The sequence below is a fragment of the Solibacillus sp. FSL K6-4121 genome (assembly GCF_038002585.1).
Lineage (GTDB): Bacteria > Bacillota > Bacilli > Bacillales_A > Planococcaceae > Solibacillus > Solibacillus faecavium.
In genome coordinates this window covers 1,220,546-1,242,936 of the sequence record NZ_JBBOCS010000002.1, presented here as the reverse complement: position 1 = coordinate 1,242,936, position 22,391 = coordinate 1,220,546, and the positions used below count along the sequence as shown (strand labels likewise).

At 37.6% G+C, this 22,391-nt stretch carries 23 protein-coding genes; 20 read left to right on the top strand and 3 right to left on the bottom strand.

Translation table 11 applies throughout. The features are described 5' to 3' along the window. Positions 1-27: 27 nt before the first annotated feature. The gene (locus tag MHH95_RS15895) at positions 28-411 is read right to left on the bottom strand and encodes a rhodanese-like domain-containing protein (RefSeq protein WP_191700099.1); all 384 of its coding nucleotides are present in this window, start codon (positions 409-411) and stop codon (positions 28-30) included. A gap of 99 nt (positions 412-510) precedes the next feature. Between MHH95_RS15895 and MHH95_RS15890 the strand changes: the two genes are divergently transcribed. Together MHH95_RS15890 and MHH95_RS15885 are read left to right on the top strand one after the other, a co-directional pair. Continuing rightward, on the top strand, positions 511-1,344 hold the full coding sequence (locus tag MHH95_RS15890) for a lipoate--protein ligase family protein (protein WP_340728406.1): 834 nt from the start codon (positions 511-513) through the stop codon (positions 1,342-1,344). A gap of 251 nt (positions 1,345-1,595) precedes the next feature. Then, positions 1,596-4,166, top strand: a complete 2,571-nt coding sequence (locus MHH95_RS15885; RefSeq protein WP_340728405.1) for a vitamin B12-dependent ribonucleotide reductase — start codon at positions 1,596-1,598, stop codon at positions 4,164-4,166. A 112-nt stretch (positions 4,167-4,278) separates the two neighbouring features. Here MHH95_RS15885 and MHH95_RS15880 read toward each other — a convergent pair whose 3' ends face one another. Then, positions 4,279-5,043: a YqjF family protein gene (locus MHH95_RS15880; protein ID WP_340728784.1), complete on the bottom strand. Its 765-nt coding sequence runs from the start codon at positions 5,041-5,043 to the stop codon at positions 4,279-4,281. A 221-nt stretch (positions 5,044-5,264) separates the two neighbouring features. Here MHH95_RS15880 and trhO point away from each other — a divergent pair, with 221 nt between their 5' ends. From trhO to MHH95_RS15815, 13 genes are all read left to right on the top strand, one after another. Continuing rightward, positions 5,265-6,206 (top strand): oxygen-dependent tRNA uridine(34) hydroxylase TrhO, encoded by a 942-nt coding sequence (gene trhO, locus MHH95_RS15875; protein WP_191700095.1) that lies wholly within the window; start codon positions 5,265-5,267, stop codon positions 6,204-6,206. A gap of 133 nt (positions 6,207-6,339) precedes the next feature. After that, positions 6,340-6,909 carry a hypothetical protein gene (locus tag MHH95_RS15870; RefSeq protein ID WP_340728403.1) on the top strand — a complete coding sequence of 190 codons (570 nt, stop codon included), beginning with the start codon at positions 6,340-6,342 and terminating at the stop codon, positions 6,907-6,909. A gap of 97 nt (positions 6,910-7,006) precedes the next feature. Further along, a complete protein-coding gene (locus tag MHH95_RS15865) occupies positions 7,007-7,618 on the top strand; it encodes a response regulator transcription factor (RefSeq protein WP_191700091.1) in 612 nt (203 codons plus the stop codon). A gap of 77 nt (positions 7,619-7,695) precedes the next feature. Beyond that, the gene (locus MHH95_RS15860) at positions 7,696-8,589 is read left to right on the top strand and encodes a sensor histidine kinase (RefSeq protein ID WP_340728402.1); all 894 of its coding nucleotides are present in this window, start codon (positions 7,696-7,698) and stop codon (positions 8,587-8,589) included. 75 nt (positions 8,590-8,664) lie between these two features. After that, positions 8,665-9,429 (top strand): ABC transporter ATP-binding protein, encoded by a 765-nt coding sequence (locus tag MHH95_RS15855; RefSeq protein ID WP_340728400.1) that lies wholly within the window; start codon positions 8,665-8,667, stop codon positions 9,427-9,429. Beyond that, the gene (locus MHH95_RS15850; RefSeq protein ID WP_340728398.1) at positions 9,419-11,377 is read left to right on the top strand and encodes an ABC transporter permease; all 1,959 of its coding nucleotides are present in this window, start codon (positions 9,419-9,421) and stop codon (positions 11,375-11,377) included. The genes MHH95_RS15855 and MHH95_RS15850 overlap by 11 nt, the downstream gene beginning before the upstream one ends. Before the next feature lie 468 nt (positions 11,378-11,845). After that, a complete protein-coding gene (locus MHH95_RS15845) occupies positions 11,846-12,676 on the top strand; it encodes a phosphate ABC transporter substrate-binding protein (protein ID WP_191700081.1) in 831 nt (276 codons plus the stop codon). A gap of 21 nt (positions 12,677-12,697) precedes the next feature. Continuing rightward, on the top strand, positions 12,698-13,612 hold the full coding sequence (gene pstC / locus MHH95_RS15840; protein ID WP_191700078.1) for a phosphate ABC transporter permease subunit PstC: 915 nt from the start codon (positions 12,698-12,700) through the stop codon (positions 13,610-13,612). 1 nt (position 13,613) lies between these two features. Continuing rightward, complete coding sequence (gene pstA / locus MHH95_RS15835; RefSeq protein ID WP_340728395.1) at positions 13,614-14,438, top strand: phosphate ABC transporter permease PstA; 825 nt, start codon at positions 13,614-13,616, stop codon at positions 14,436-14,438. A 16-nt stretch (positions 14,439-14,454) separates the two neighbouring features. Then, entirely contained in the window at positions 14,455-15,270 is an 816-nt protein-coding gene (gene pstB / locus MHH95_RS15830) for a phosphate ABC transporter ATP-binding protein PstB (protein WP_340728394.1), read from the top strand. A gap of 15 nt (positions 15,271-15,285) precedes the next feature. Beyond that, complete coding sequence (gene phoU / locus MHH95_RS15825; RefSeq protein WP_340728393.1) at positions 15,286-15,939, top strand: phosphate signaling complex protein PhoU; 654 nt, start codon at positions 15,286-15,288, stop codon at positions 15,937-15,939. Between the two features lie 22 nt (positions 15,940-15,961). Continuing rightward, a complete protein-coding gene (locus MHH95_RS15820) occupies positions 15,962-16,669 on the top strand; it encodes a response regulator transcription factor (RefSeq protein ID WP_340728392.1) in 708 nt (235 codons plus the stop codon). A 127-nt stretch (positions 16,670-16,796) separates the two neighbouring features. Then, complete coding sequence (locus MHH95_RS15815) at positions 16,797-16,976, top strand: hypothetical protein (protein ID WP_191700070.1); 180 nt, start codon at positions 16,797-16,799, stop codon at positions 16,974-16,976. Positions 16,977-17,037: 61 nt separating this feature from the next. Here the strand turns inward: MHH95_RS15815 and MHH95_RS15810 are convergent, their stop codons facing one another. Beyond that, complete coding sequence (locus MHH95_RS15810; protein WP_340728391.1) at positions 17,038-17,208, bottom strand: hypothetical protein; 171 nt, start codon at positions 17,206-17,208, stop codon at positions 17,038-17,040. A gap of 178 nt (positions 17,209-17,386) precedes the next feature. On the opposite strand from MHH95_RS15810, the gene MHH95_RS15805 reads away from it, so the two are divergent. The 5 genes from MHH95_RS15805 (at position 17,387) to MHH95_RS15785 (ending at position 22,384) form a co-directional block, all read left to right on the top strand. Next, complete coding sequence (locus MHH95_RS15805; RefSeq protein WP_340728390.1) at positions 17,387-17,863, top strand: RNA polymerase sigma factor; 477 nt, start codon at positions 17,387-17,389, stop codon at positions 17,861-17,863. After that, positions 17,856-18,743 carry a signal recognition particle gene (locus MHH95_RS15800; protein WP_340728389.1) on the top strand — a complete coding sequence of 296 codons (888 nt, stop codon included), beginning with the start codon at positions 17,856-17,858 and terminating at the stop codon, positions 18,741-18,743. Before MHH95_RS15805 ends, MHH95_RS15800 begins: the two co-directional genes overlap by 8 nt. 126 nt (positions 18,744-18,869) lie before the next feature. Continuing rightward, positions 18,870-20,129 carry a kynureninase gene (gene kynU, locus MHH95_RS15795; RefSeq protein ID WP_340728388.1) on the top strand — a complete coding sequence of 420 codons (1,260 nt, stop codon included), beginning with the start codon at positions 18,870-18,872 and terminating at the stop codon, positions 20,127-20,129. 11 nt (positions 20,130-20,140) lie between these two features. Then, positions 20,141-20,998: a tryptophan 2,3-dioxygenase gene (gene kynA, locus MHH95_RS15790; protein WP_340728387.1), complete on the top strand. Its 858-nt coding sequence runs from the start codon at positions 20,141-20,143 to the stop codon at positions 20,996-20,998. A 39-nt stretch (positions 20,999-21,037) separates the two neighbouring features. Further along, positions 21,038-22,384: a sodium-dependent transporter gene (locus MHH95_RS15785; protein ID WP_340728386.1), complete on the top strand. Its 1,347-nt coding sequence runs from the start codon at positions 21,038-21,040 to the stop codon at positions 22,382-22,384. The last annotated feature ends 7 nt before the right edge of the window (positions 22,385-22,391 follow it).

Sequence of the window (22,391 nt, the reverse complement as noted above, 5' to 3'; positions counted from 1 at the left end):
CTCTAATGAATTAGAGAGCCTTTAAGATTAGTTTTTTGATTTTACTTTACCTGTCCAAGTTTTAAAGCCACCTTGCAATTGATAAAGCTGGCTATAACCCTTTTTCTTTAAAGATAGCGCTGCTCGTGCACTACGGCCGGAATTTTGGCAGTAAAGGTATACAGGCAGGTCAGGACGTATTTCTTTATGACGTGTGTTGAATTGCGTCATAGGAATGTTTCGAGCGCCTAAAATATGGCCTGCTTCGAATTCTTTCGGTTCGCGTAAATCGATTAATTGTGCTTTACGATAACCTTCAATAAATTGTTCTTGCGTTAAATTTGTTACCGCTTTTTTCAATCGCATTGAATTGATTACTACGTAAGCAACGATTACGACTAAAATTGCTAGAATCGTGTATAAAATTGTCACAGCGATATTGCCCCTTTCTTTCTGTACTTTCTATTATAAGAGATGAACTAGAGTTAGTCGAGCCAGTTTGCTAAAATGTATTATTGGAGGCGAGAAATTATGAAAAAACAATGGTATTTTATTAATTCCGGTCCATGTAACCCGGCATTTAATATGGCATTAGATGAAGCTTTGCTGGATTGGCACAGTGAAGGAGAAATCCCCCCTGTCATTCGATTTTATGAATGGAATCCTGCAACTTTATCGATCGGTTACTTTCAGCAAGTACATAAAGATATTAATCTACAAGCAGTCCAAAAGCAAAATTTAGGTTTTATTCGCCGTCCTACAGGTGGACGTGCTGTTTTACATGATCAGGAGCTAACATATTCCGTGATTGTATCAGAAAGTTATCCAAATATGCCAGAGACGGTAACAGAAGCATATCGTGTTATTAGCGAAGGGATATTGCAGGGGTTCCGTCAGCTAGGGTTAAACGCCTATTTCAGTGTACCTGAAACGAAGGAGCAACTTGATGATCTGAAAAAGCCGAAAAGTGCAGTTTGCTTTGATGCGCCAAGCTGGTATGAGCTTGTTGTAGAAGGAAAAAAAGTGGCAGGCAGTGCGCAAACACGTCAAAAAGGCGTCATATTACAGCATGGTGCAATATTATTGGATTTAAATGAAGAATTGTTATTATCGGTATTTAATTTCGATTCTGCTGAGGCAAAAGAAAGAATGAGAAAAAAATTACCTGAAAAGGCCGTAGCGATGAATCAGTTTGTCGATGTCCCATTTACTATTGAGCAATGTGTAAATGCATTTTCAAAAGGATTTGAAGATGCGCTAAATATTGAATTGATTCTTTATGAATTAAACGAAAAACAACAGCAATATGTGGATCAATTAATGCAAAAAAAATATTTAACCGATGAGTGGAATTTCAAAAAATAGATTACGAACATTTGTTTTTATTTTTACGAAAAAAATTTTGATACTCGAAACGTTGATATACAGGGATTTAACATAAACTAAAAAAAATCAACCCTTGATTGAAATAAATATTTGGTGTAATCTTTTTTAAGGAATTATATATAACTCAACATATGGGATAGTCCTAATGAATCAAACACAAGATATGGTGTTTGATTCTCGTTTTTGTTGGGAATGTTAACATTATTAAATAGCGTTCAAAGGGGGCTTGCATGGTGGTAAGTGTTTTAGAACAATCCATCCCATTCAATCAGTTAAATCAGGATATTAAGCAATTTCCTCAAGTTCATCCGATTACACCAGATATGCATATTACGCATAAAGGTGTGTCGCGTCTTGTCATGATTGACCGGTATTCTTTTAAGGATACAGAAAAGAAAACATTAAAAGCAGGAGATTTTGTTGTACTGACAGTAAAGCAGGATCCAAAATTCCCGGCACGTGGACTAGGTATTATCAAATCAATTGATCTCGATAAGAAGAGTGCACTTATTGAAATTGAAGAGGATTATCGCCACGTACTAGAGGGAGAAGAGCAGACAACAGGAATAATTGAGCGCTCTTTAGATATTATTGAAAAGCCTTTGGAAATTTTCTATGAGCAGATTGCAAAGCGAAATGCAACAGGCTTAGCATCTGTAGAAAAAACTGAAGAAAAGCGAAAAGAATGGTTCGAAAAGTTTTACGAACAGCTTGTATCAATGAACTTCATTCCAGCAGGCCGTGTAATTTATGGAGCAGGTTCGGAAACTGAAGTAACATTCTTCAACTGTTATGTTATGCCATTTGTGGCAGACTCTCGTGAAGGAATCAGTGACCACCGTAAGCAAGTAATGGAAATTATGAGCCGTGGTGGCGGTGTTGGTACAAACGGTTCAACGCTCCGTCCACGTAACACATTAGCGCGCGGTGTAAACGGTAAATCAAGTGGTTCTGTGAGCTGGCTTGATGATATTGCCAAGCTGACACATCTTGTTGAGCAAGGTGGTTCTCGCCGTGGTGCTCAAATGATTATGTTGGCAGACTGGCATCCAGATATCGTAGAGTTTATCATTTCAAAAATGCAAAACCCTCGTATTCTACGTTATTTAATCGAGAATACCGATGATGAATCGATTATTCGTCTAGCAAAAGAAAAATTAAAATTCAAGCCTTTATCACAGCAGGAAGATGCGATGTATCAAGGTATTGTGAACTATAAAAATATTGAAGGTTTTGGTGGATTTAATGAAGCGATTATCCGTGACGCTGAAACGAAGCTACGTGATGGCGGAACGTATTCAGTCCATAATGCAGACTTCTTAACGGGCGCGAATATTTCGGTAACATTAACTAAAGAATTTATGGAAGCAGTAGAAAATGACGGAGAATTTCCACTGCGCTTCCCGGATGTAGCAAACTACACGCCAGAGCAAATGAAAGATTACAATGAAAAATGGCATGAAGTTGGCGATGTTCGCGAATGGGAAAAGCTTGGGTACCCAGTGCGCACATACCGTACAATTAAAGCAAAAGAACTTTGGAATTTGATTAATATTTGTGCAACATATGCTGCAGAACCAGGGATTTTCTTCATTGATAACGCAAACGACATGACGAACGCTAAAGCATACGGTCAGCAAGTTGTTGCGACAAACCCTTGTGGTGAGCAACCATTAGCACCATATTCTGTTTGTAACTTAGCTGCAGTAAACTTAGCGAAGTTTGCAAATAAGGAATCAAAAACAGTTGATTTTGAGGCGTTACGTGAAACAGTAAAAGTTGGCGTACGTATGCAGGATAACGTAATTGATGCAACACCTTACTTCCTTGACGAAAATAAAAAGCAAGCACTTGGTGAACGTCGTGTAGGTCTTGGTGTTATGGGGCTTGCGGATTTACTAATCTATTGCGAAAAAGAATATGGTTCTGAAGAAGGCAATGCACTTGTTGATCAAATCTTCAAAACAATTGCGGTTGCAGCTTATGAGCAGTCAATTGAATTAGCAACAGAGCGCGGAAGCTTCCCGTTCCTAGAAGGACAAACAGAAGCAGAAACAGCGCGTTTACGTGAAGCATTTATTAACACAGGCTTCATGAAAAAAATGCCACAGCATATTCGCGAAAATATTGTGGCAAACGGTATTCGTAACTCGCATTTATTGACGGTTGCACCAACTGGATCGACTGGTACAATGGTCGGAGTTGCAACAGGGCTTGAACCTTACTTCAGCTTTACTTACTACCGTTCAGGTCGTTTAGGGAAGTTTATTGAAGTAAAAGCCGAAATCGTAAAAGAATATTTAGATGCGAACCCAGGTGTGGATGAAAATAACTTACCAAACTGGTTCAAATCTTCAATGGAGCTTTCTGCTGAAGCTCATGCAGATGTTCAATGTATTATTCAAAACTGGATTGATTCATCGATTTCCAAAACAGTAAATGCACCAAAAGGCTATGGAGTAGAGCAAGTACAACAAGTGTACGAGCGTCTATACCGCGGCGGTGCAAAAGGTGGTACGGTGTATGTTGACGGTTCCCGTGATACACAAGTATTAACTTTAAAAGCTGAAGAGGCAAATTCAGATGAGCAATTAGAGTTTGAAGAGTTCAAACAAATGGAAGACCAAGTAAAACGTCAAGTTGTGTTAGTGGATACGATTAAACCATTAACAGATACTGACGTAACAATCGGGTCGGAAGTAGGTAATACATGTCCTGTTTGCCGTCAAGGTACGGTAGAGGAAATGGGCGGTTGCAACACATGTACAAACTGTGGCGCACAGCTGAAATGCGGACTGTAAATTTTTCCAAGTGAATTTGAAATAAATTAAAATCATCCCTCCCCTAAGAGTTTATTAGGGGAGGGATGATTTTTTTGTTGGCAATAACATATAGCCTTAGATTCATCTGTCACTAAATCCTTAACCGATTCGTAGCATGGTGTACTAATGGCCAGGCACGCACGTCAATTTTTTTTGCGAAGTGGACGATAGGAACCGAATCCTCCACCACAATGCCTTGCTTTGACAGTATCGTATTTATCGTAATCTTGGCTTCAGCTTTTTGTATAATCCATGGTCTATGCAAAATATCACAGCGGACAGGGGTCTTTGACGAATTTAAAGTATAGAAGCAGTAACGCTCCGACATCCATTCATCAAAAGAACCCTTTGCTGCTAAATAGGGATCTGAAATTGGTCTATAGCTACAAGCAAATTCAATTTCCAAGTCATGGCGTCTTTTACTTTCAAATTCTATGGATGAGCCACGATTGATAATTTTCATCTTAGAATACCAATACGGTAAATGGAAAAATGTTCGGGCTCCTTTGACAGCCGGCCAATTGTCAGCATCCAAACTAAAAAAGTATACGCCGGGTTTCCCATCCATCGTCACATATGTACGTACATTAAGTTCCGGAAAGCGATCAGTTCCGGGAATTGGCGGCAGCCCCCTCATTCTAACTCCTGACATAAGAAAAGGAACAACTCCTATCCAATAAGTTCCTTTATATGAATCCAGTTCCAGCTCTTTCGGTACTATCTTTCTTAACATTTCATATTTAATCGGGTAATGGGCAAACAAAAGATCACTCCATGTCTGCTTCATACCCCAAGGTAAATTTGGTAGTGCCCATGGACGATGACTGTCATCCCACTTATTTTTTTCCGTTATCATCTGTTCTTTCACCGCATTTCGCTTCCTTTGCACTAAATTATTTATATATAAAATATATCACTATTTATATATTCTCTGTAAAAAGGGTGGGAAAAGGGAAAATTGTCCTAAAATATCAGTCTAAATACTGATAGGAAATGATTGTGCAATACCTTATCATTGTAAGGTAGTTTTAAACTATCAGGTATATCCTGCAAATATATGAATGATAGGTGGAAAACATGAATTATCAAGTATTATTATATTATCATTATACAACAATTGAAGATCCGGCAGTATTCTCAGCGGAGCATTTAGCTTTCTGTAAAGAAATCGGTTTAAAGGGACGTATTTTAGTCGCTAATGAAGGCATTAACGGGACAGTTTCTGGAACAATTGAGCAAACAGAAGCCTACATGGAAAAGATGAAGTCAGATCCTTTATTTGAAGGTATCGTATTTAAAATTGATGCGGTAGAAAGCCATGCATTCAAAAAAATGCATGTCCGTCCTCGACCAGAGCTTGTTAACTTAGGCTTAGAGGAAGATGTTAATCCACATGAATTGACAGGCCGTTATTTATCCCCTGAGCAATTTATGAAGGAACTGCAAGATGAGAATACGGTTGTTTTAGATGTGCGCAACACATATGAATATGATGTTGGCCATTTCCGTGGCGCGATTCGACCAGAAGTACAGAATTTCCGTGATACACCGCAATGGGTACGGGAAAACCGTGAACTATTTGAAGGTAAGAACGTATTAACTTACTGTACTGGCGGTATCCGCTGCGAAAAATTCTCCGGCTGGATGAAGCGTGAAGGATTTGGGGATGTTGGTCAATTACATGGTGGTGTCGCAACATACAGTAAAGACCCAGCAACAAAAGGTCAACTTTGGGACGGCCAAATGTATGTATTCGATGAGCGTTTAACAGTGCCGATCAACCAGGTAGAGCATGTCGTAGTTGGTCGTGATCATTTCGATGGTACACCATGTGAGCGCTATATTAACTGTGCAAATCCTGAATGCAACAAGCAAGTTTTAGCATCAGAAGAAAACGAAGCGAAGCATTTAGGCGGCTGTACAATAGAGTGTACGAAACATGAACGTAACCGTTATATTGTACGTAATGGGCTATCTGAGCAACAAGTTGAAGAAGCAATTGCGTTACTGGAAGCATAAAAAACCAACATCATAATAATAGAAAGGTAAGCTATTACATCAGTAATGGCTTACCTTTTTTGTATATTTTGGTAAACTTTCTAATGTTTAAGAATATCGTAATTTAATAGGATAAAAAGGAAGGGGGATTTTATTGGGCAACAAGAAATATTCGTTATTCTTCGGATGTTTTTTGGCTATTCTTTTACTGGCAGGCTGTACTAATGATGAAAATACAGTGTTTAGTTTGAATAATGAGTATGGAAAACTGGTGGATCAGCAGGAAACGATTGTAGACCATGAAAATAAACTGACAGCATTGGATGAGTGGGAGCAAGTCATGAATGAATTATCGTTGCTCAAAGAGTCCACTTATTATTTGCAAAATCGACTTGATTTACAAGAAGCCGTTATAAACGAAACAACTAATTATAAAACAGCTATTTTAAATAGTTTCGATATTAACGAAGAATCATTTGTTATAAATATTACGTATACGAATAAACTCATCGATGAGGATGCGCCGAATGGTTATAGACTAATTGAATCCACAGAAGGAACGAAAGAGATAAGTATAAAAAAGGATGTGCCAATCTGGATGCTCGAAAACCCGGGAGAATCAGTACAAGTAACTTGGGAGGAATTTGCTCCAATGAGCGGATTTCTGAAATTATATGAAAAAGATGGGGAAGTAGTATTCATTTCTGAAATATATTTACCTTAATTTTCTTGTTTCACAGGCTATTTCTTTAAATAGGCTGTTTTTTTCATGAATAAACATTGTGTATAATAAGGAAAAATGCTTTAAAGGGGTACTTTTTGTGCAAAAAATTTATGTAGTAGAAGATGATACGGTAATTTTGGAAGAATTAAAACAGCTCTTAAAAAGTAATGGCTATTTACCCGTGGATGCACCCCCATGTGACTTAGCACTGTTAGATGTCAATCTTCCAGGAGAAAGTGGCTTTGAAATTTGCCGTAAGCTCCGAGAATCTTCAGATGTGCCAATCATTTTTTTGACGGCACGGGATTCTACAGAGGACGAACTTATTGGTTTTGGCGTTGGTGCGGATGATTATATTCGCAAACCTTATAATTCTTCGATCCTATTAGCGCGCATTTCACGATTATTGATGAGAAAAATAACGAGTCATCAGTCAGTGCGCGGATTAACATTGGATGTAGGGAATATGATGGTTAGCTTTGAAAACAATTCTACTGAGCTTACCAAAAATGAAACACGTATTTTAGCTTGTTTAATGAAAAAAGAACTTGTTACAAGGGAAGAAATTATAGAGGATTTATGGAATAACTCGCTGTATATTGATGAAAATACATTGTATGTCAACATTAACCGATTGCGCGAAAAGCTAAAACTACTAAATGCGACAGACTTTATTAAAACAGTACGTGGCGTAGGATATCGTCTATGATCAGAGGATTTCTTCAATCTAAACTCATATCGGTAGGTTTCTTATGGATTGGTTATCTTTTATTCCTGTTAATTTTTATGTTAATTGATGTACCATTTGGAACGATTGCCATGATATCGTTAGCCTTCATCTTCATACAGGTCAGCTGGCTTATCACAAGCTTTTTTTATGAAAAGAAGCGTTATGAAGAAATGAAGCAGCAGATGGAAAAGCTCGAGGAAACATATTTATTAGGTGAAGTTTTACGAAAACCAAAATCTTTAGTAGAGCATAAATATTATGAGGCAATGCTAGCTGTTTCTCAAGATGCTATATCCCGTGTAGAACAAAGCCAACGTTCAGCGAAAGAATATAAGGAATACGTCGAACAATGGATTCATGAAATCAAAACGCCTCTAACTGCGATGTCGTTAATTTTAGCCAATGAGCAGGATGTTTGGAAATTGCGTCGGGAACTAAAGCGTGCGGATAATTTAACTGATAACATTTTACATTATGCGCGGCTAGATTCCATCGAAAAGGACAAGCAGCTGAAAGAGCATTCACTGAATGCCATTTTAAATGATGTGGTGAAAAACCAAATGGATTTATTAATTGCATCAAAAATGAAGGTTGAAATTGATGGGGATGCCAATATTTATACGGATAATAAAGCGCTACAATTCATCGTCAATCAGCTATTGACGAACAGTGCCAAATATTGCCCTGGTGCGAAGATTACAATGCGTGTAAAGGGTAAGGAACTAATTTATGAAGATGATGGAATCGGTATTTTGTCTCACGAATTAGAGCGTATTACCGAACGGGGATATACAGGGTCAAACGGTCGTAAATTAGGGACAAGTACTGGAATGGGCTTATATATTGTGGCACAGCTGTGCAAAGAGTTACATATCGAGTTGAATATAAAATCAGAACATAACAGCTATACTCGATTTCAGTTAATCTTTCCAAATCTAACGGAAATGTAAGAATTCTGCTACCAGTCTGTTAGAAAAGAACCGTGCACAGCGTGATATGATAATGTCGAAGCGGAGGGTGTTTCGATGAAAAAAAGATTACAAATTGAACAGGTAACAAAATATTATGGTGCTGAAGCCATTATAACAAAGGCACTTGATAGCATTTCCTTTGAAGTTGGGGATGGAGAATTTATAGCGATTATGGGTGCATCAGGTTCGGGGAAAAGTACACTTTTAAATTGTATTGCGACAATTGATCGAATTAGCGCAGGGAACATTTTATTGGACGGAGAGCAAATATCGAATAAGAAGGAAAGGGAGTTAGCAGATTATCGACGCGATAAGCTAGGATTTATTTTCCAGGAATATAATTTACTCGATACTTTAACAGTAGAAGAAAACATTACACTCCCTCTTAATTTACAAGGAGTATCTCCTAAAGAAACGGAGAAGCGCTTAATAGACATTGCAAATAAGTTAGGAATTCAGGAGCAGCTAAAGAAGTTTCCGATGGCGCTTTCTGGTGGGCAACGTCAGCGTGTTGCCTGTGCAAGAGCACTTATTACAAATCCAAGTATAATTTTAGCTGATGAGCCTACGGGGGCATTAGATTCAGCCAATTCCAAAAAGCTGATGGAAACATTTTTATTTATGAATGAACAATTGCATTCCACAATTTTAATGGTGACACATGATGCTCTTGTTGGTAGCTTTGCAAAGCGGGTATTGTTCTTAAAGGACGGAAAGATTTGGAATGAATTGTATCGAGGGAATCAAAGTCAACGTGCGATGCATGAAGATATTTTAGCGACGATGGCATTGCTCGGAGGTGAGGGGCATGTATCGTAAGCTAGCCTTACGCAATGTGCGAAGACAAATTGGCAATTATTTAATTTATTTTATAACCGTTGCATTAACGATCTCCCTTATTTTTGCAATGAATAACTTGATATTTAATGAACAGTTACAAACTCAAGCTCAATCCATAGCGGAATTGGCATTAGGATTAGTGTTTCTATCGATTATAATTTGTATCATTATAGCTTTTGTACTCGGTTACGCGAATGCCTTTATGCTACGACTGCGAAAAAGAGAATTTGGCACTTATTTAACAGTCGGAATGAAACGAAAGCATATTGTGAAACTGTTTTTATTTGAAAATAGCTTACTCGGTTTTTTTGCGATGGTTGTTGGATTTTTTGTGGGTTCACTTTTTTATCAGGGACTCATGCTGTTAATGACTCAGCTTCTGGATATTCCATTTGTGTTTTCGATGTTTTCATTAAAAGGTGTGCTATTAACGATCGGAATGGTTTGTAGCATATTCCTATTCTCATCCATAGTATCAAGTTTTTATTTAAACCGTGTTACTATTTACGAACTCATACATGGAGAGAAGAAAGTGGAGCAGGGGGTAAAGCATCCGTATGTCACCATGCTAGTGACAGGCGTATCCTTACTTGGAATCATTGTATCATTTATCTTTTTTTCTCGGGAATTAAAGCATATCTTTTTAGAAGTCGATTCAAATCCAGGGAACTTCGTATGGCTGATGCTATTATTAGCAATATCATTGGTGACATTCCACATTGGACTTGCCAAAAGCTTAATGTATATTTTATTAGGGTTTAAACAATTTACACAACGTGGGACAAATCAATTTTTATTACGTCAATTGAGTGCGATGTTAAGCTCTAATGCTATTCTACTTGGGGCGCTGTCTTTTTTAATCGTATTTGCCATGATTGCTGCTAATTTCAGCTTTTTATATAAAGAAATTGAAGAAGCAAATTTAGATAAACAATATCCGTTTGATATTATAGCCAATATTAATGCGGAGCAAGAGGGCAGTATTCCATTGGAACAAGCAAAGGAAACGATTGAATCTAATATGCCTATAGATTGGTCGAAGGTGTATAACGGCTATTCCACAAATGAAAGGACATTCCATAAGCATACAATTTGGCAGGGCGATAAATATCAGGACGTCGATATGTTCATGAAAGAATCGGATGTAAATGAGCTATTGCAAGAACTTGGCAGCAAACCACTGAATCTAGAAAATCAATTTGCAATTTTCTCTGATATGCCGGGAATTCAAGGGGCAGACTTTTCAGAGGCATCATTTAATCATAAAGGTCAAACTTATACATTAAGTCATATAGTGGAATCCATGCCGATGTTTTTATGGAGCTATTTTGTCATTGTCGTGCCGGATGAAGTAGTAGAAGGTATGGAAATAAGTCAAACAGCGGTAGCCATTACTCTAGAAGAAGGACCATTTGATGCACAAAAACTTCAAGATGCATTAAGTTATACTTATAAAATAGAAGAAAACAATTACTCTATTTTATCGAGTGACTACCGGGTTAAAGAGCAGCGTCGATTATATGCTGCAGCATTCTCAGCTATCTTTATAGTCGGAGCATTATACTTAGCGGTCGTCTTTATTTTGCTAGCTATGGCGATTCTAGCACTAAAAATATTATCGAATCTACGTGATGATGAGAAAAAGTATAGACTGCTCAATCGATTGGGTGTTAATGAGGAGTTACAGCGAAAGACATTAGCGAAGCAAATTTTTGTGTTCTTTACGTTTCCAATAGTCGTTCCAATCTGCTTATCCATACCAATTACAATCATTCTCAATCAATTTATTGAACTAGCCGGATTTAGCGCAATGCTGAATTTTAATGTAGTATCCGTTTCAATAATAGTAGTTATAGGGATGATTTACTTCCTTTATTTTATGGTTACTTTCGGACTGACGAAAAAATATGTTATCCAAAGGCGGTAGGAAAGCTAAAAGGAATGCAAATTAATAGTAAAGTCGATTTTTCACAACTTCTTGTGATGAAAATCGGCTTTTTTTATTATGTAAAATAAAAAACTTAGCCATTGTTAAGGTTTTGTAAATGAGATTTAAGGAAAATTCATCTCATTTTCAAAAAAAGACGCTCTTTACATCTAATTTAATAGAAATATTAACGCTATATAACCGTAATTTAACTATTAATTTCAGAACTATCTGAAATATTGCTTCTTACTGGTGTATAAATTGCCCGATTCAACCACAATTATAAAAAGTTAAGGCTAATAGAACTATTAATACAAAATATTCAGATTTTATTGAAAAGTTTTACAAAAATATGCATTACTCTCTTCATAATTTACAGAAGGTTTACATGATTCACATATGTTATTAATTTTATAAAGGTATTGTTAAGGCAGATAGAAAAAATGCAAGTTGATGGAGGATTGAAGTATGTTGAAAAAAACATGTTACTTCATTGGGTTAACAATTCTAATGGTAGTATTAGCAGCCTGCAATAGAGAAGAAACATCGGAATCAAATTCCGGTAGTGAAGATTTAATCACAATTTCAGGTTCCACATCGGTTGGACCTTTAGCTGAGAAGTTAGCAGAGAAATATGAAGATAATGAAAATGTAAAAATAGAAATTAATCAAATTGGTTCATCAGCAGGTATTACAAATGCAATTAAGGATGTTTCACAAATCGGTATGTCATCGCGTGATCTTAAACAGGAAGAAATAGATTCGGGCATTGAGGAACTAATCATTGCCTATGATGGGATTGTAGTTGTTGCACATCCTTCCAATCCTGTAAAAGATTTAACGATGGAACAAGTAAAGCAGATTTTCACAGGGGAAATTACGAACTGGAAAGAACTTGGCGGTAAAGATTTAGAGATTGTAGTCGTGTCGCGTGAGGATGGTTCTGGTTCGCGTGATGCTTTCCAGGAAATCGTAGGCTATAAATCAGGTCAGTTAATTCGCAATGCAATTGTTGCAAGCGGCAATGGCAACATTAAAACAACAGTCGCAACAAATAAACACGCTGTTGGATTTATATCATTCGAATACATTGATGAAACAGTTTCGGCTATGGATATTAATGGGGTAAAAGCCGAAGCAGGCAATGTATTAGATGGGAACTATCAATTATCCCGACCATTCTTATTCGTTCATAAAGAAGACGTTCCAGAAGCAGCAACGAAGTTTATGGATTATATATTAAGTGCAGATGGACAGAAAATTGTGGAAGCTGCTGGAGCAATTCCATTAACGAAATAATCAGTGCTGGAGGATAAATTTGTGAATATACAAGACAAAAATGAACTAGAACAGCAAATTAGTAAAGGCAATAAACGAAAATATTTTTTAGAAAGTCTTTCATCAAAAATTTTCCTGGCATGTGCGCTTTTATCAGTTGTCAGCCTACTACTAATTGTAGGGTTTGTATTTTATAAAGGCTCAAACCCGTTTATAACGGGCGGCTACAGTTTCTTTGATTTCCTTTTCGGCAATGATTGGGTGCCTTCGGAAGATAAATTCGGTATTTTCCCAATGATTGTTGCATCAATTTATGCAACAATAGGAGCTCTTATCATTGGTGTACCGATTGGATTACTGACAGCAATTTTTTTAGCGGAAATAGCGCCGAAATCAGTAGCAAAAATCGTATCACCGGCCATTCAGCTTTTAGCAGGTATTCCATCTGTATTGTACGGGATATTCGGATTGGCAATTATCGTACCTTTTTTACAGAACAATTTAGGGTTAGCACGTGGACAAAGTTTAATTGCAGTAATTCTAGTACTAGCGATCATGATGCTGCCAACAATCGTAACAGTAGCAGAAACAGCTATTCGTGCAGTACCAAAAACATATCGAGAAGGTTCGTTGGCACTTGGTGTTTCGCAAATCGGGACAATCTTTAAAGTAGTCGTTCCAGCTGCAAAATCAGGGATTATGGCGGCAATCGTACTAGGATTAGGCCGAGCATTAGGAGAAACAATGGCCGTAATTTTAGTGGCTGGGAACTCACTCATTATTCCGACAAGCTTAACAGATAGTGTGCGTCCATTAACGACAAACATCGCGCTTGAAATGGGCTATGCAGCAGGGACTCACCAGGAGATGCTGTTTGCTACAGGGATTGTTTTATTCTCATTCATTTTAATTTTAAACTTTGTATTAGCTCGTATAACAGCGAAGGGAGCTCAGTAACATGCGACAATTTAAAGATAATATGCTCCGTGGATTACTTTGGGGTTCCGCATTCGTTTCGGTAGCTGTCCTAGTTATAATCGTGGGCTATATATTCTATAAAGGTTTTTCATACATTAGCTTTGATTTTATATTCGGTGATTATTCACCAACAGGTGGCGGTGGGATTTTCCCGATGATTGTTACAACAATTTTAACAATTTTAATTTCATTGGCCATTGCAACACCAATCGGAATTTTAGCGGCTGTTTACTTACATGAGTACGCAAAACAAGGTCGTCTAGTCCGCATCATTCGTTTTGCAACGGAAAGTTTAACAGGGATACCATCTATTATTTATGGTCTATTCGGTGCCGTTTTCTTCGTAGCGATTTTAAAGCTCGGAATGTCAATTATCGCAGCATCACTAACTTTAACAATTATCGTATTACCTGTTATTATCCGAACAACTGAAGAAGCATTAAAGACAGTACCGACAACATATCGTGAAGGTTCACTTGCATTAGGAACGACAAAATTGCAGACACTAATTAAAATAATCCTGCCAAGTGCAATGCCAGGTATATTATCAGGTATTATCCTGTCAATTGGTCGTATCGTAGGGGAATCGGCGGCAATTTTCTTAACGGCAGGTACAGTAGCGGCTATGCCAACTAGTATATTCTCATCTGCCCGTACATTAACTGTACATTCATTTTTAGTTACGCAGGAGGCTGGCGATATCGGTCTTGCAGCTGCTGTTGGTATCGTATTGATTGTCATTATTTTAGTGCTGAATTTATCGGCAACGTATATTTCAAAAAAATTAAACAAAGCAGATTATTAAAAGGAGCTAAACTAACATGACTATGATCGTATCAGAGGCATCAATCTTCAATTCAACAACAACTGCAACGACGGACGATTTTGCCACGAAAATACAAGTAAATGACTTAAATTTATTTTACGGTGAAAAACAGGCATTATACAATGTCAATTTAGATATAAAAGAAAAGGAAGTAACAGCATTAATCGGTCCATCTGGTTGTGGTAAGTCAACATTTTTACGTACTTTAAATCGGATGAATGACCTGATTGACGGTGTACGTGTAATCGGTAATATTCATATTGATGGTGAAAATGTATACGAATCGAATGATGTCATCAGACTGCGCACAAAAGTAGGGATGGTATTCCAAAAGTCGAATCTATTCCCAATGAGCATTTATGATAATGTAGCATATGGCCCACGTATGCAAGGGATTAAAAATAAAAAAATTCTTAATGAAATAGTTGAGGAATCTCTACGCGGTGCTGCCATTTGGGATGAAGTAAAAGATCGTTTAAAATCTTCTGCTTTAGGGTTATCCGGCGGGCAACAGCAACGTATATGTATTGCCCGTGCAATCGCAATGAAGCCAGATGTAATTTTAATGGATGAACCAACTTCAGCACTTGATCCGATTTCTACATTAAAAGTAGAAGAGTTAATCACGCAAATGAAAAAAGACTATACAATTGTTATCGTAACGCACAACATGCAGCAAGCAGCACGAATTAGTGATAAAACGGCATTCTTCTTAAATGGCGAAGTTGTTGAATATGATGATACGAATGTGATTTTCTCGACACCAAAAGACGAGCGTACAGAAGACTATGTAACAGGACGATTCGGATAAAAGGGGGATTTACGAATGATTCGCGAAAATTTCGAAAAGAACATGCTCGAGTTACAAAATAAGATGGGTGAAATGGTCGACTTAACGGTTGTAGCTATGGAAAAAGCGTTTAAAGCCCTAGAAGAACAGGACATGGTATTAGCGTTAGCTGTTATTGAAGAAGATTCGTCCATAGATGACCTAGAAAATGAGATCAATCAAATGGCAATTTGGCTGATGGCGAAAGAGCAGCCTGTAGCTCGTGACTTACGTCGTATTATTAGTATGATTAAAATGTCTTCCAACATCGAGCGTATAGCAGATTTTGCCGTAAATACAGCAAAAGCGACGATCAGAATCAGTAAAACCAATTCTATATTGGCAAAAACATCCTTAGTTGAAATGAAAAATATCTCAATGGATATGCTGAAAAAATCGATGACTGCTTTCATAGAGGAAGATATCGCATTAGCAAAAGCAGTTGGGGAGCTTGACGATAAAGTCGATCAGAAGAACCACGAAAATTATGCAGTACTGACGGAGTATTTAAAGGAAAGCCCACAGGATATAGAGCAAACACTGCAGTTGCTTTTCATTAATCGCTTTGTTGAGCGAGCAGCAGACCATATTACAAATATGGCGGAATCAACAGCGTACTTTATTAAAGGGCAGTTATTCGATCTAAATTAACTAGAGAAGCGGGGAATCATTAATGACGAAAAAAATATTAGTCGTTGAAGATGACGAAAATTTAGTAAATTTACTGCGTATTTATTTAGTAAAGGACGGCTATGAAGTTCATTGCGTTAAAAATGGAAAAAACATTATGCAAGTAATTAAAACGTTTGAGCCGGATGCCATGCTGCTGGATTGGATGCTTCCCGACATTGAGGGGATTGAATTATGCCGTCAAATTCGTTACGAGCATGATTTTCCAATTATTATGATAAGCGCGCGGACAGATGAGCTGGATATTGTGCTAGCCCTTGAGATAGGGGCAACGGAATACATTCGTAAGCCGTTTGGATTCCGTGAAATGCTCACACGTCTTCGAATTCATTTAAAGCGGCATGAAAAAGAAATTCGGCAGCAGGAGCGTATATCAGAACTGTTAATCGGGCCATTCCGTGTTGATTTGGTAACATTTAAAGTATATAAAGATGATGTGGAAATTCCATTGACGAAGCGTGAATTTAAATTGCTGCTGCATTTACTCGAGCAGCCGGGAAATATTAAATCACGTGAGGAAATCATTGATATACTGGATTTTACTAAAGGTGATCGACGTACAGTCGATGTACATATCCGTAGACTACGAGAAAAAATTGAAGAACAGCCAAGCTCCCCTAAATGGATAAAAACTAAAAGCGGAATTGGGTATTACTTTAATTCCCCGACACATGAAGTCTCTTACAATTAGTAGGAGACTATTTTTATGAGTATTCTTCATTGGTTTAAATTTAAATTGGGAAAATGCATCATTTCTTTTACAAATGAGTGAACCTCGATTTATACTAAGTGGAGAAGGTAAATGAGGAGGTATGAATATGTCTGAGCAAGAGAAAAAGAAATTAAGTTTACAGGAACTTGTGAAACAACAATTAGAAGCTAAGAAAAACAATGCCAATAACGGCAAGGGTAATTTAAAAGGTGACACTTCAACGAAAAAGATGAAAAGTCAACAAACGAAAAAAACGAGCAACACACGTCGTAAAATGGGCGTTTAATTAGGCAATTTGAAACCCTGTGCAATCGAAAAATTGCACAGGGTTTTGTTTTTGTAATTTTTTACATAGAAACAAAGTGATGGCTCATCACCATAACATGGGGTTGCTTTTCTAATAAAATTCCACTTGATTGGTGGGCTGCGGCAAGACAGCGATAAAGCCACGGGATACATGTCTTTATCACTGCCTTTATTGCCGTTTGCGAGGCCCACCAATCCCAAAATTTTGTCATCGTTATAAAGTGAAGTAAAAACTACCTAACCATGCCGCTTGCTCTATCGCTAGGCGGCAGAACGCACTTCATTAGAAAATCTTATTTTTCCAATTTTGTCACCGCAACTTATAGTGGTGAATCAAAGTGATTCCAAATTGTATGTCACTCGTCTTTATAGAGGAAGGAGGCTGATTATTTGCGACATGAAGTTTTTGAAAATAATTACGATGCCGTTTATAAATACATACGTTATTTAACGAATGATCCAGAGTTAACACATGATCTTTTGCAGGAAACTTTTTACCGTTATTATCATAAAAATTATACCGATTTTGAACGTACATATTTGCTGAAGATTGCACGAAATCTTGTATATGATCATTACCGCAGGAAAAAAATTATTGGATTTTTTCAACTGAAGTCAGAACCGATTGCAAAGGAAGCTTTACCAGAAGAAATAATTGAGCGCAATGCGGAAATCGAAAAGCTCTATGGCGCGTTACAACAAATTAAATGGAACTATCGAGAAATAGTTATCCTACGTTATATTGAAGAATATTCGGTAAAAGAGACGGCGATAATCTTGAACTGTAGTGAGGTGAAAGTGAAGAATAATACGGCGCGGGGTTTGAAGGCATTACGGGAACTGTTAGGAGGGGAAGAGGATGTTTGAAAAAGAAAAATTAAGTGAGCTTAAAAAAATTCAAGTCCAAACAGAAAAAAAGGAAGAGGACTTCAATAAAATTCAACAACGCCTCCAAACGAAACCTTTTCACTGGCAAATCCCAGTAGTAATTATAGCGATTGCGTGTATTACATTGTTTTTAGTTGGGACCTTTCCGATTCAGCAACAAAATACTTCTGACGATATGGATAGCAGCGTATTGCAAGCGGTTTATTATATGCAATGGGAAGGGGATCCTAAGTCCACACTACAAAGAGGTGTGAAAAAGGTGAAAAAAGAAAAGACATTAAAAGAAATGGAAAATTTACTGCAAAAGTTGCAGCAAACTGATATTAAAATAGAAGATCCTTCTATTTACCAAAGCTATCGATTCCAATTTGAAGATAACAGAATCATGCGCCTTCAAGAATACCGAGGAAGCGAATCAATGTATTACCGAGACCTCGATACAGGGCAAGTATATTTATTAAATGAAAATTCGTTGCAGGAAATTATTGAATTACATGAACCAGAGGCCGGTCGAAATTCATCCTTATACATGGGAATAGTATTCATTACGTTGCTATTATTTGCGACGAGCAAGGTGAAGAAAAAGATGCGCGACCCAGAGGATCCGAAACGTCACATACCGATGCATTCTACTTATTGGCAAAGTGTAGTGGAAATCCTGTCATTGTTAATCATGATTTCACTTATCTCCATACCACAATTTCATCTGTTTCAGCTCATTTCATTTTTAATATTGTCGGCACTTATTAATATTCTATTAGAAGTAAAGCATGGCAAAAATAAATGGCGCATGGTTCAGTTTATATTATGGAAAATATTTGCAGGTGTTTATATATATTCTATTTTATGGAACGTCTAATAAGTACATCAGCCTTTATCTTTTAGAGAAGGATAAGCTTTTAAACCTCATTATATTTCAGAATACTTTGACAACCTATTCTTTCCCTCGTACGATAATAGTAAGGAAATATGAAGGGGTGAAAGGATGGCTACAATTGAAAAAGCAAGACTTCTAGATCAACAGGATAGACTAAAAAAATATGCCGACGAGTTTTATAAAAAAGAAGGTCAAATCTATTTAGACGGCAATTCACTAGGACTGCTTTCAAAGCGTGCTGAACAATCGGTACTGACGCTGCTTGACTCATGGAAGCACTACGGCATTGATGGCTGGACGAGTGGGGAGCATCCGTGGTTTTATTTGTCTGAAAAGCTCGGTGAATACTGTGCACCACTTGTTGGCGCAAAAAGTGAGGAAGTCGTATTAACCGGTTCAACTACGACGAACTTACATCAGCTACTTGCTACATTTTTCAAACCTACCGAGAAGAGGAATAAAATTTTGGCAGATGAGCTGAATTTCCCGTCTGACTTATATGCGATTGCCAGTCAAATTGCGCTACATAATTTACCGGAAAGCCATATGAAGCTCGTAAAAAGTGAGAATGGGCAAACAATTACAACTGAAGCAATTATTGAAGCAATGACTGATGATGTAGCAGTCGCTGTTTTACCGGCTGTGTTATATCGCAGTGGGCAAGTGCTGGATTTACAGGCAATTACGAAAGCAGCTCACGAACGAGGCATTATCGTTGGCTTTGATTTATGCCATTCAATCGGCTCGATTCCACATCAGCTTCATGAAATTGGTGCAGACTTTGCATTTTGGTGCAATTATAAGCATTTAAATGGGGGCCCGGGATCTGTTGCAGGTTTGTTTGTCCATGAGAAGCATTTTGGTACAGTACCTGGTTTAGCCGGCTGGTTCGGCTCGGCAAAGGAAAAACAATTTGATTTAACGACAACGATTTCGGCAGCGCCTCATGCAGGGGCTTATCAAATCGGGACACCTCATATATTAAGTCTGGCACCTATTGAAGGCGCACTTTCCATTTTTGCAGAAGTAGGGATTGATGCTGTACGTGAAAAGTCGCTTGCTTTAACAGCATATATGATGGAATGCATTATGCACGAAATGCCAAATACATTTACATTCGGTAACCCACTTGATGAAACACGAGGGGGGCATCTGTTTTTAGTGCATGACGAGGCGGCTAGGATTTGTAAAGCTTTAAAGGAAAATGGAGTGGTACCGGATTTCCGTGCACCAAATGGTATCCGCTTAGCCCCGGTTGCGCTATATAATTCTTTTGAAGAAGTATGGCGGGCTGTTCAAGGTTTAAAAGATATTGTTATCAATAAAACTTATGAGAATCATGAGAATAAGCGAGATATCATTGCATAAGGAGTGGTTCGATGGAAAAACGTTCAATTTCAGATTTACAGCAAAAGCTAAAAAGTGAAAATGGCATTCATACCGATTTCAAGGAGGATATGACATACGGCGAGTATTTAAGTTTAGACGCAATTTTAAACAATCAAAACCGCCTATCCAATCATCACGATGAAATGCTTTTTATCATTATTCATCAAGTAAGTGAGCTTTGGATGAAGCTAATTATTCATGAAATGCAAGGTGCAATTCAAGCAATTGAACGTGGGGAAATGCAGCCGGCTTTTAAAATGCTGGCACGAGTTTCAAAAATACAAATGCAAATTATTCAGGCGTGGGATGTATTGGCAACAATGACTCCTGCAGAATATTTGCAGTTCCGAGATGATCTTGGAAAAGCATCCGGTTTCCAAAGCTATCAATATCGTTTAATTGAATTTTCGCTTGGATATAAAACACCTCATATTTTAAAAATTTATGAGAAAGAAAAGGACGTTTTAGCAAGATTAAAGGAAGCTTACGATGCACCGAGTATTTATGACGTTTCCATCCAAGCGTTGGCAAAAGCTGGATTACCAGTTAATGAGGCTTTGCTAAATCGAGATTTTTCGGTAGTATATAGTGGTGACGATTCTGTTGCTGCTGCATGGAAAACCGTCTATGAAAATACCGATAAGTACTGGGATTTATACCAGCTCGGCGAAAAGCTTGTCGATATAGAAGATTCATTGCAGCAATGGCGATTCCGTCATATGAAAACGGTCGAGCGTATTATTGGCTTTAAAGTAGGCACGGGTGGATCATCCGGAGTCAATTATTTACGTCAAGTGCTTGATCATCGTTTTTTCCCGGAGCTATGGGATTTACGAACAGTGTTATAGTTTAGTTAAGCTTAGTTTAGTATGAGTGGAGTGAGGCAAATGGAGAAGAGTAAAGGACAGTGGTCAAGTAAATTAGGATTTGTATTAGCGTCAGCTGGTGCAGCGATAGGGCTTGGGGCGATATGGAAGATGCCCTATGTAGCCGGTCAAAGTGGAGGCGGCGCATTCTTTTTAATTTTTGTAGTACTCACATTAATTATTGGTTTACCAATGCTATTATCAGAATATATTATCGGGCGGGCCGCACAAAAAGAAGCGGTTACTGCGTATAAAGTGCTTTCGCCAAATCCAAAAGTTTGGGCATGGATCGGAAAACTCGGGATATTAGGATGTTTCCTATTATTATCGTTTTATAGTGTTGTAGGTGGCTGGATATTCGTATATAGTGGCGTATCTATAGTTGGCAATGTGATTGAGCCGACTTTGGATCCAGGTGCATTTTTCGGACAAGTAACAGGTACACCATGGATTGCGCTCTTAGGACTAGCATTATTCACAATTGCCAATGTAATTATTATTGCACTTGGTGTACAGAACGGAATTGAAAAAGCCAATAAGTTTATGATGCCGCTTTTATTTATTATGTTCTTTATATTAGTAATTAGAGCTGTTACGCTTGATGGTGCGATGGAAGGAATCAAGTTTTTCCTGTATCCGGACTTTTCGAACGTTACAGGTGAATCAATACTATATGCTTTAGGGCAATCTTTTTTTGCGCTCGCAGTTGGGTTTTCTTGTTTAGTTACATATAGTTCTTATTTAAAGAAAGATGTAAGCTTACCGAATTCAGCAGGCTCAGTTGTAGGGTTGAGTATTTTTGTTTCCTTTTTAGCAGGTTTAGCCATTTTCCCTGTCGTATTTGCTTTTGATATGGAAGTGGCAAGCGGACCGCCATTATTATTCATGGTATTGCCGGCAGCATTCTCACAGATGCCATTTGGCGAAGTTTTCCTGGCGATGTTTTTAATTTTATTTTTATTCGCGACTTTAACTTCATCCTTCAGTATGTATGAAATTATAGTAGCGGCAGTAATCGAGAAGTGGAATATTACGCGCGCTCAAATTACGATGATTATTGGTGTACTTGTATTTATCGCTTCGATTCCATCTACTCTGACATACAGTACATTAGGTGATGTATCAATATTTGGCCGAAGTATTTTTGACTTTACAGATTTTGTTGTGTCGAATGTAATTTTACCGGTCGGCAATTTACTGATAGCAATTTTTATTATGCATATTATGGATAAAAATATTGTTAAAAGTGAGTTGTTACAGGGCAGTAAAATGGGGGAAGGCTTTTACAGAACCTATCGAATTTTAATGACCTTTGTTGTACCGGCAGTAATTTTACTCGTTCTCGGCTATTTAGTATTTCAATATTAGAGGTGAT

Coding starts and splice junctions, on each gene's coding strand:
- MHH95_RS15890 (WP_340728406.1), top strand. CDS start 511: ATGAAAAAACAATGGTATTTTATTAATTCCGGTCCATGTAACCCGGCA.
- MHH95_RS15885 (WP_340728405.1), top strand. CDS start 1,596: ATGGTGGTAAGTGTTTTAGAACAATCCATCCCATTCAATCAGTTAAAT.
- MHH95_RS15880 (WP_340728784.1), bottom strand. CDS start 5,043: ATGATAACGGAAAAAAATAAGTGGGATGACAGTCATCGTCCATGGGCA.
- trhO (WP_191700095.1), top strand. CDS start 5,265: ATGAATTATCAAGTATTATTATATTATCATTATACAACAATTGAAGAT.
- MHH95_RS15860 (WP_340728402.1), top strand. CDS start 7,696: ATGTTAATTGATGTACCATTTGGAACGATTGCCATGATATCGTTAGCC.
- MHH95_RS15855 (WP_340728400.1), top strand. CDS start 8,665: ATGAAAAAAAGATTACAAATTGAACAGGTAACAAAATATTATGGTGCT.
- MHH95_RS15850 (WP_340728398.1), top strand. CDS start 9,419: ATGTATCGTAAGCTAGCCTTACGCAATGTGCGAAGACAAATTGGCAAT.
- MHH95_RS15845 (WP_191700081.1), top strand. CDS start 11,846: ATGTTGAAAAAAACATGTTACTTCATTGGGTTAACAATTCTAATGGTA.
- pstA (WP_340728395.1), top strand. CDS start 13,614: ATGCGACAATTTAAAGATAATATGCTCCGTGGATTACTTTGGGGTTCC.
- pstB (WP_340728394.1), top strand. CDS start 14,455: ATGACTATGATCGTATCAGAGGCATCAATCTTCAATTCAACAACAACT.
- phoU (WP_340728393.1), top strand. CDS start 15,286: ATGATTCGCGAAAATTTCGAAAAGAACATGCTCGAGTTACAAAATAAG.
- MHH95_RS15820 (WP_340728392.1), top strand. CDS start 15,962: ATGACGAAAAAAATATTAGTCGTTGAAGATGACGAAAATTTAGTAAAT.
- MHH95_RS15815 (WP_191700070.1), top strand. CDS start 16,797: ATGTCTGAGCAAGAGAAAAAGAAATTAAGTTTACAGGAACTTGTGAAA.
- MHH95_RS15810 (WP_340728391.1), bottom strand. CDS start 17,208: ATGACAAAATTTTGGGATTGGTGGGCCTCGCAAACGGCAATAAAGGCA.
- MHH95_RS15800 (WP_340728389.1), top strand. CDS start 17,856: ATGTTTGAAAAAGAAAAATTAAGTGAGCTTAAAAAAATTCAAGTCCAA.
- kynU (WP_340728388.1), top strand. CDS start 18,870: ATGGCTACAATTGAAAAAGCAAGACTTCTAGATCAACAGGATAGACTA.
- kynA (WP_340728387.1), top strand. CDS start 20,141: ATGGAAAAACGTTCAATTTCAGATTTACAGCAAAAGCTAAAAAGTGAA.
- MHH95_RS15785 (WP_340728386.1), top strand. CDS start 21,038: ATGGAGAAGAGTAAAGGACAGTGGTCAAGTAAATTAGGATTTGTATTA.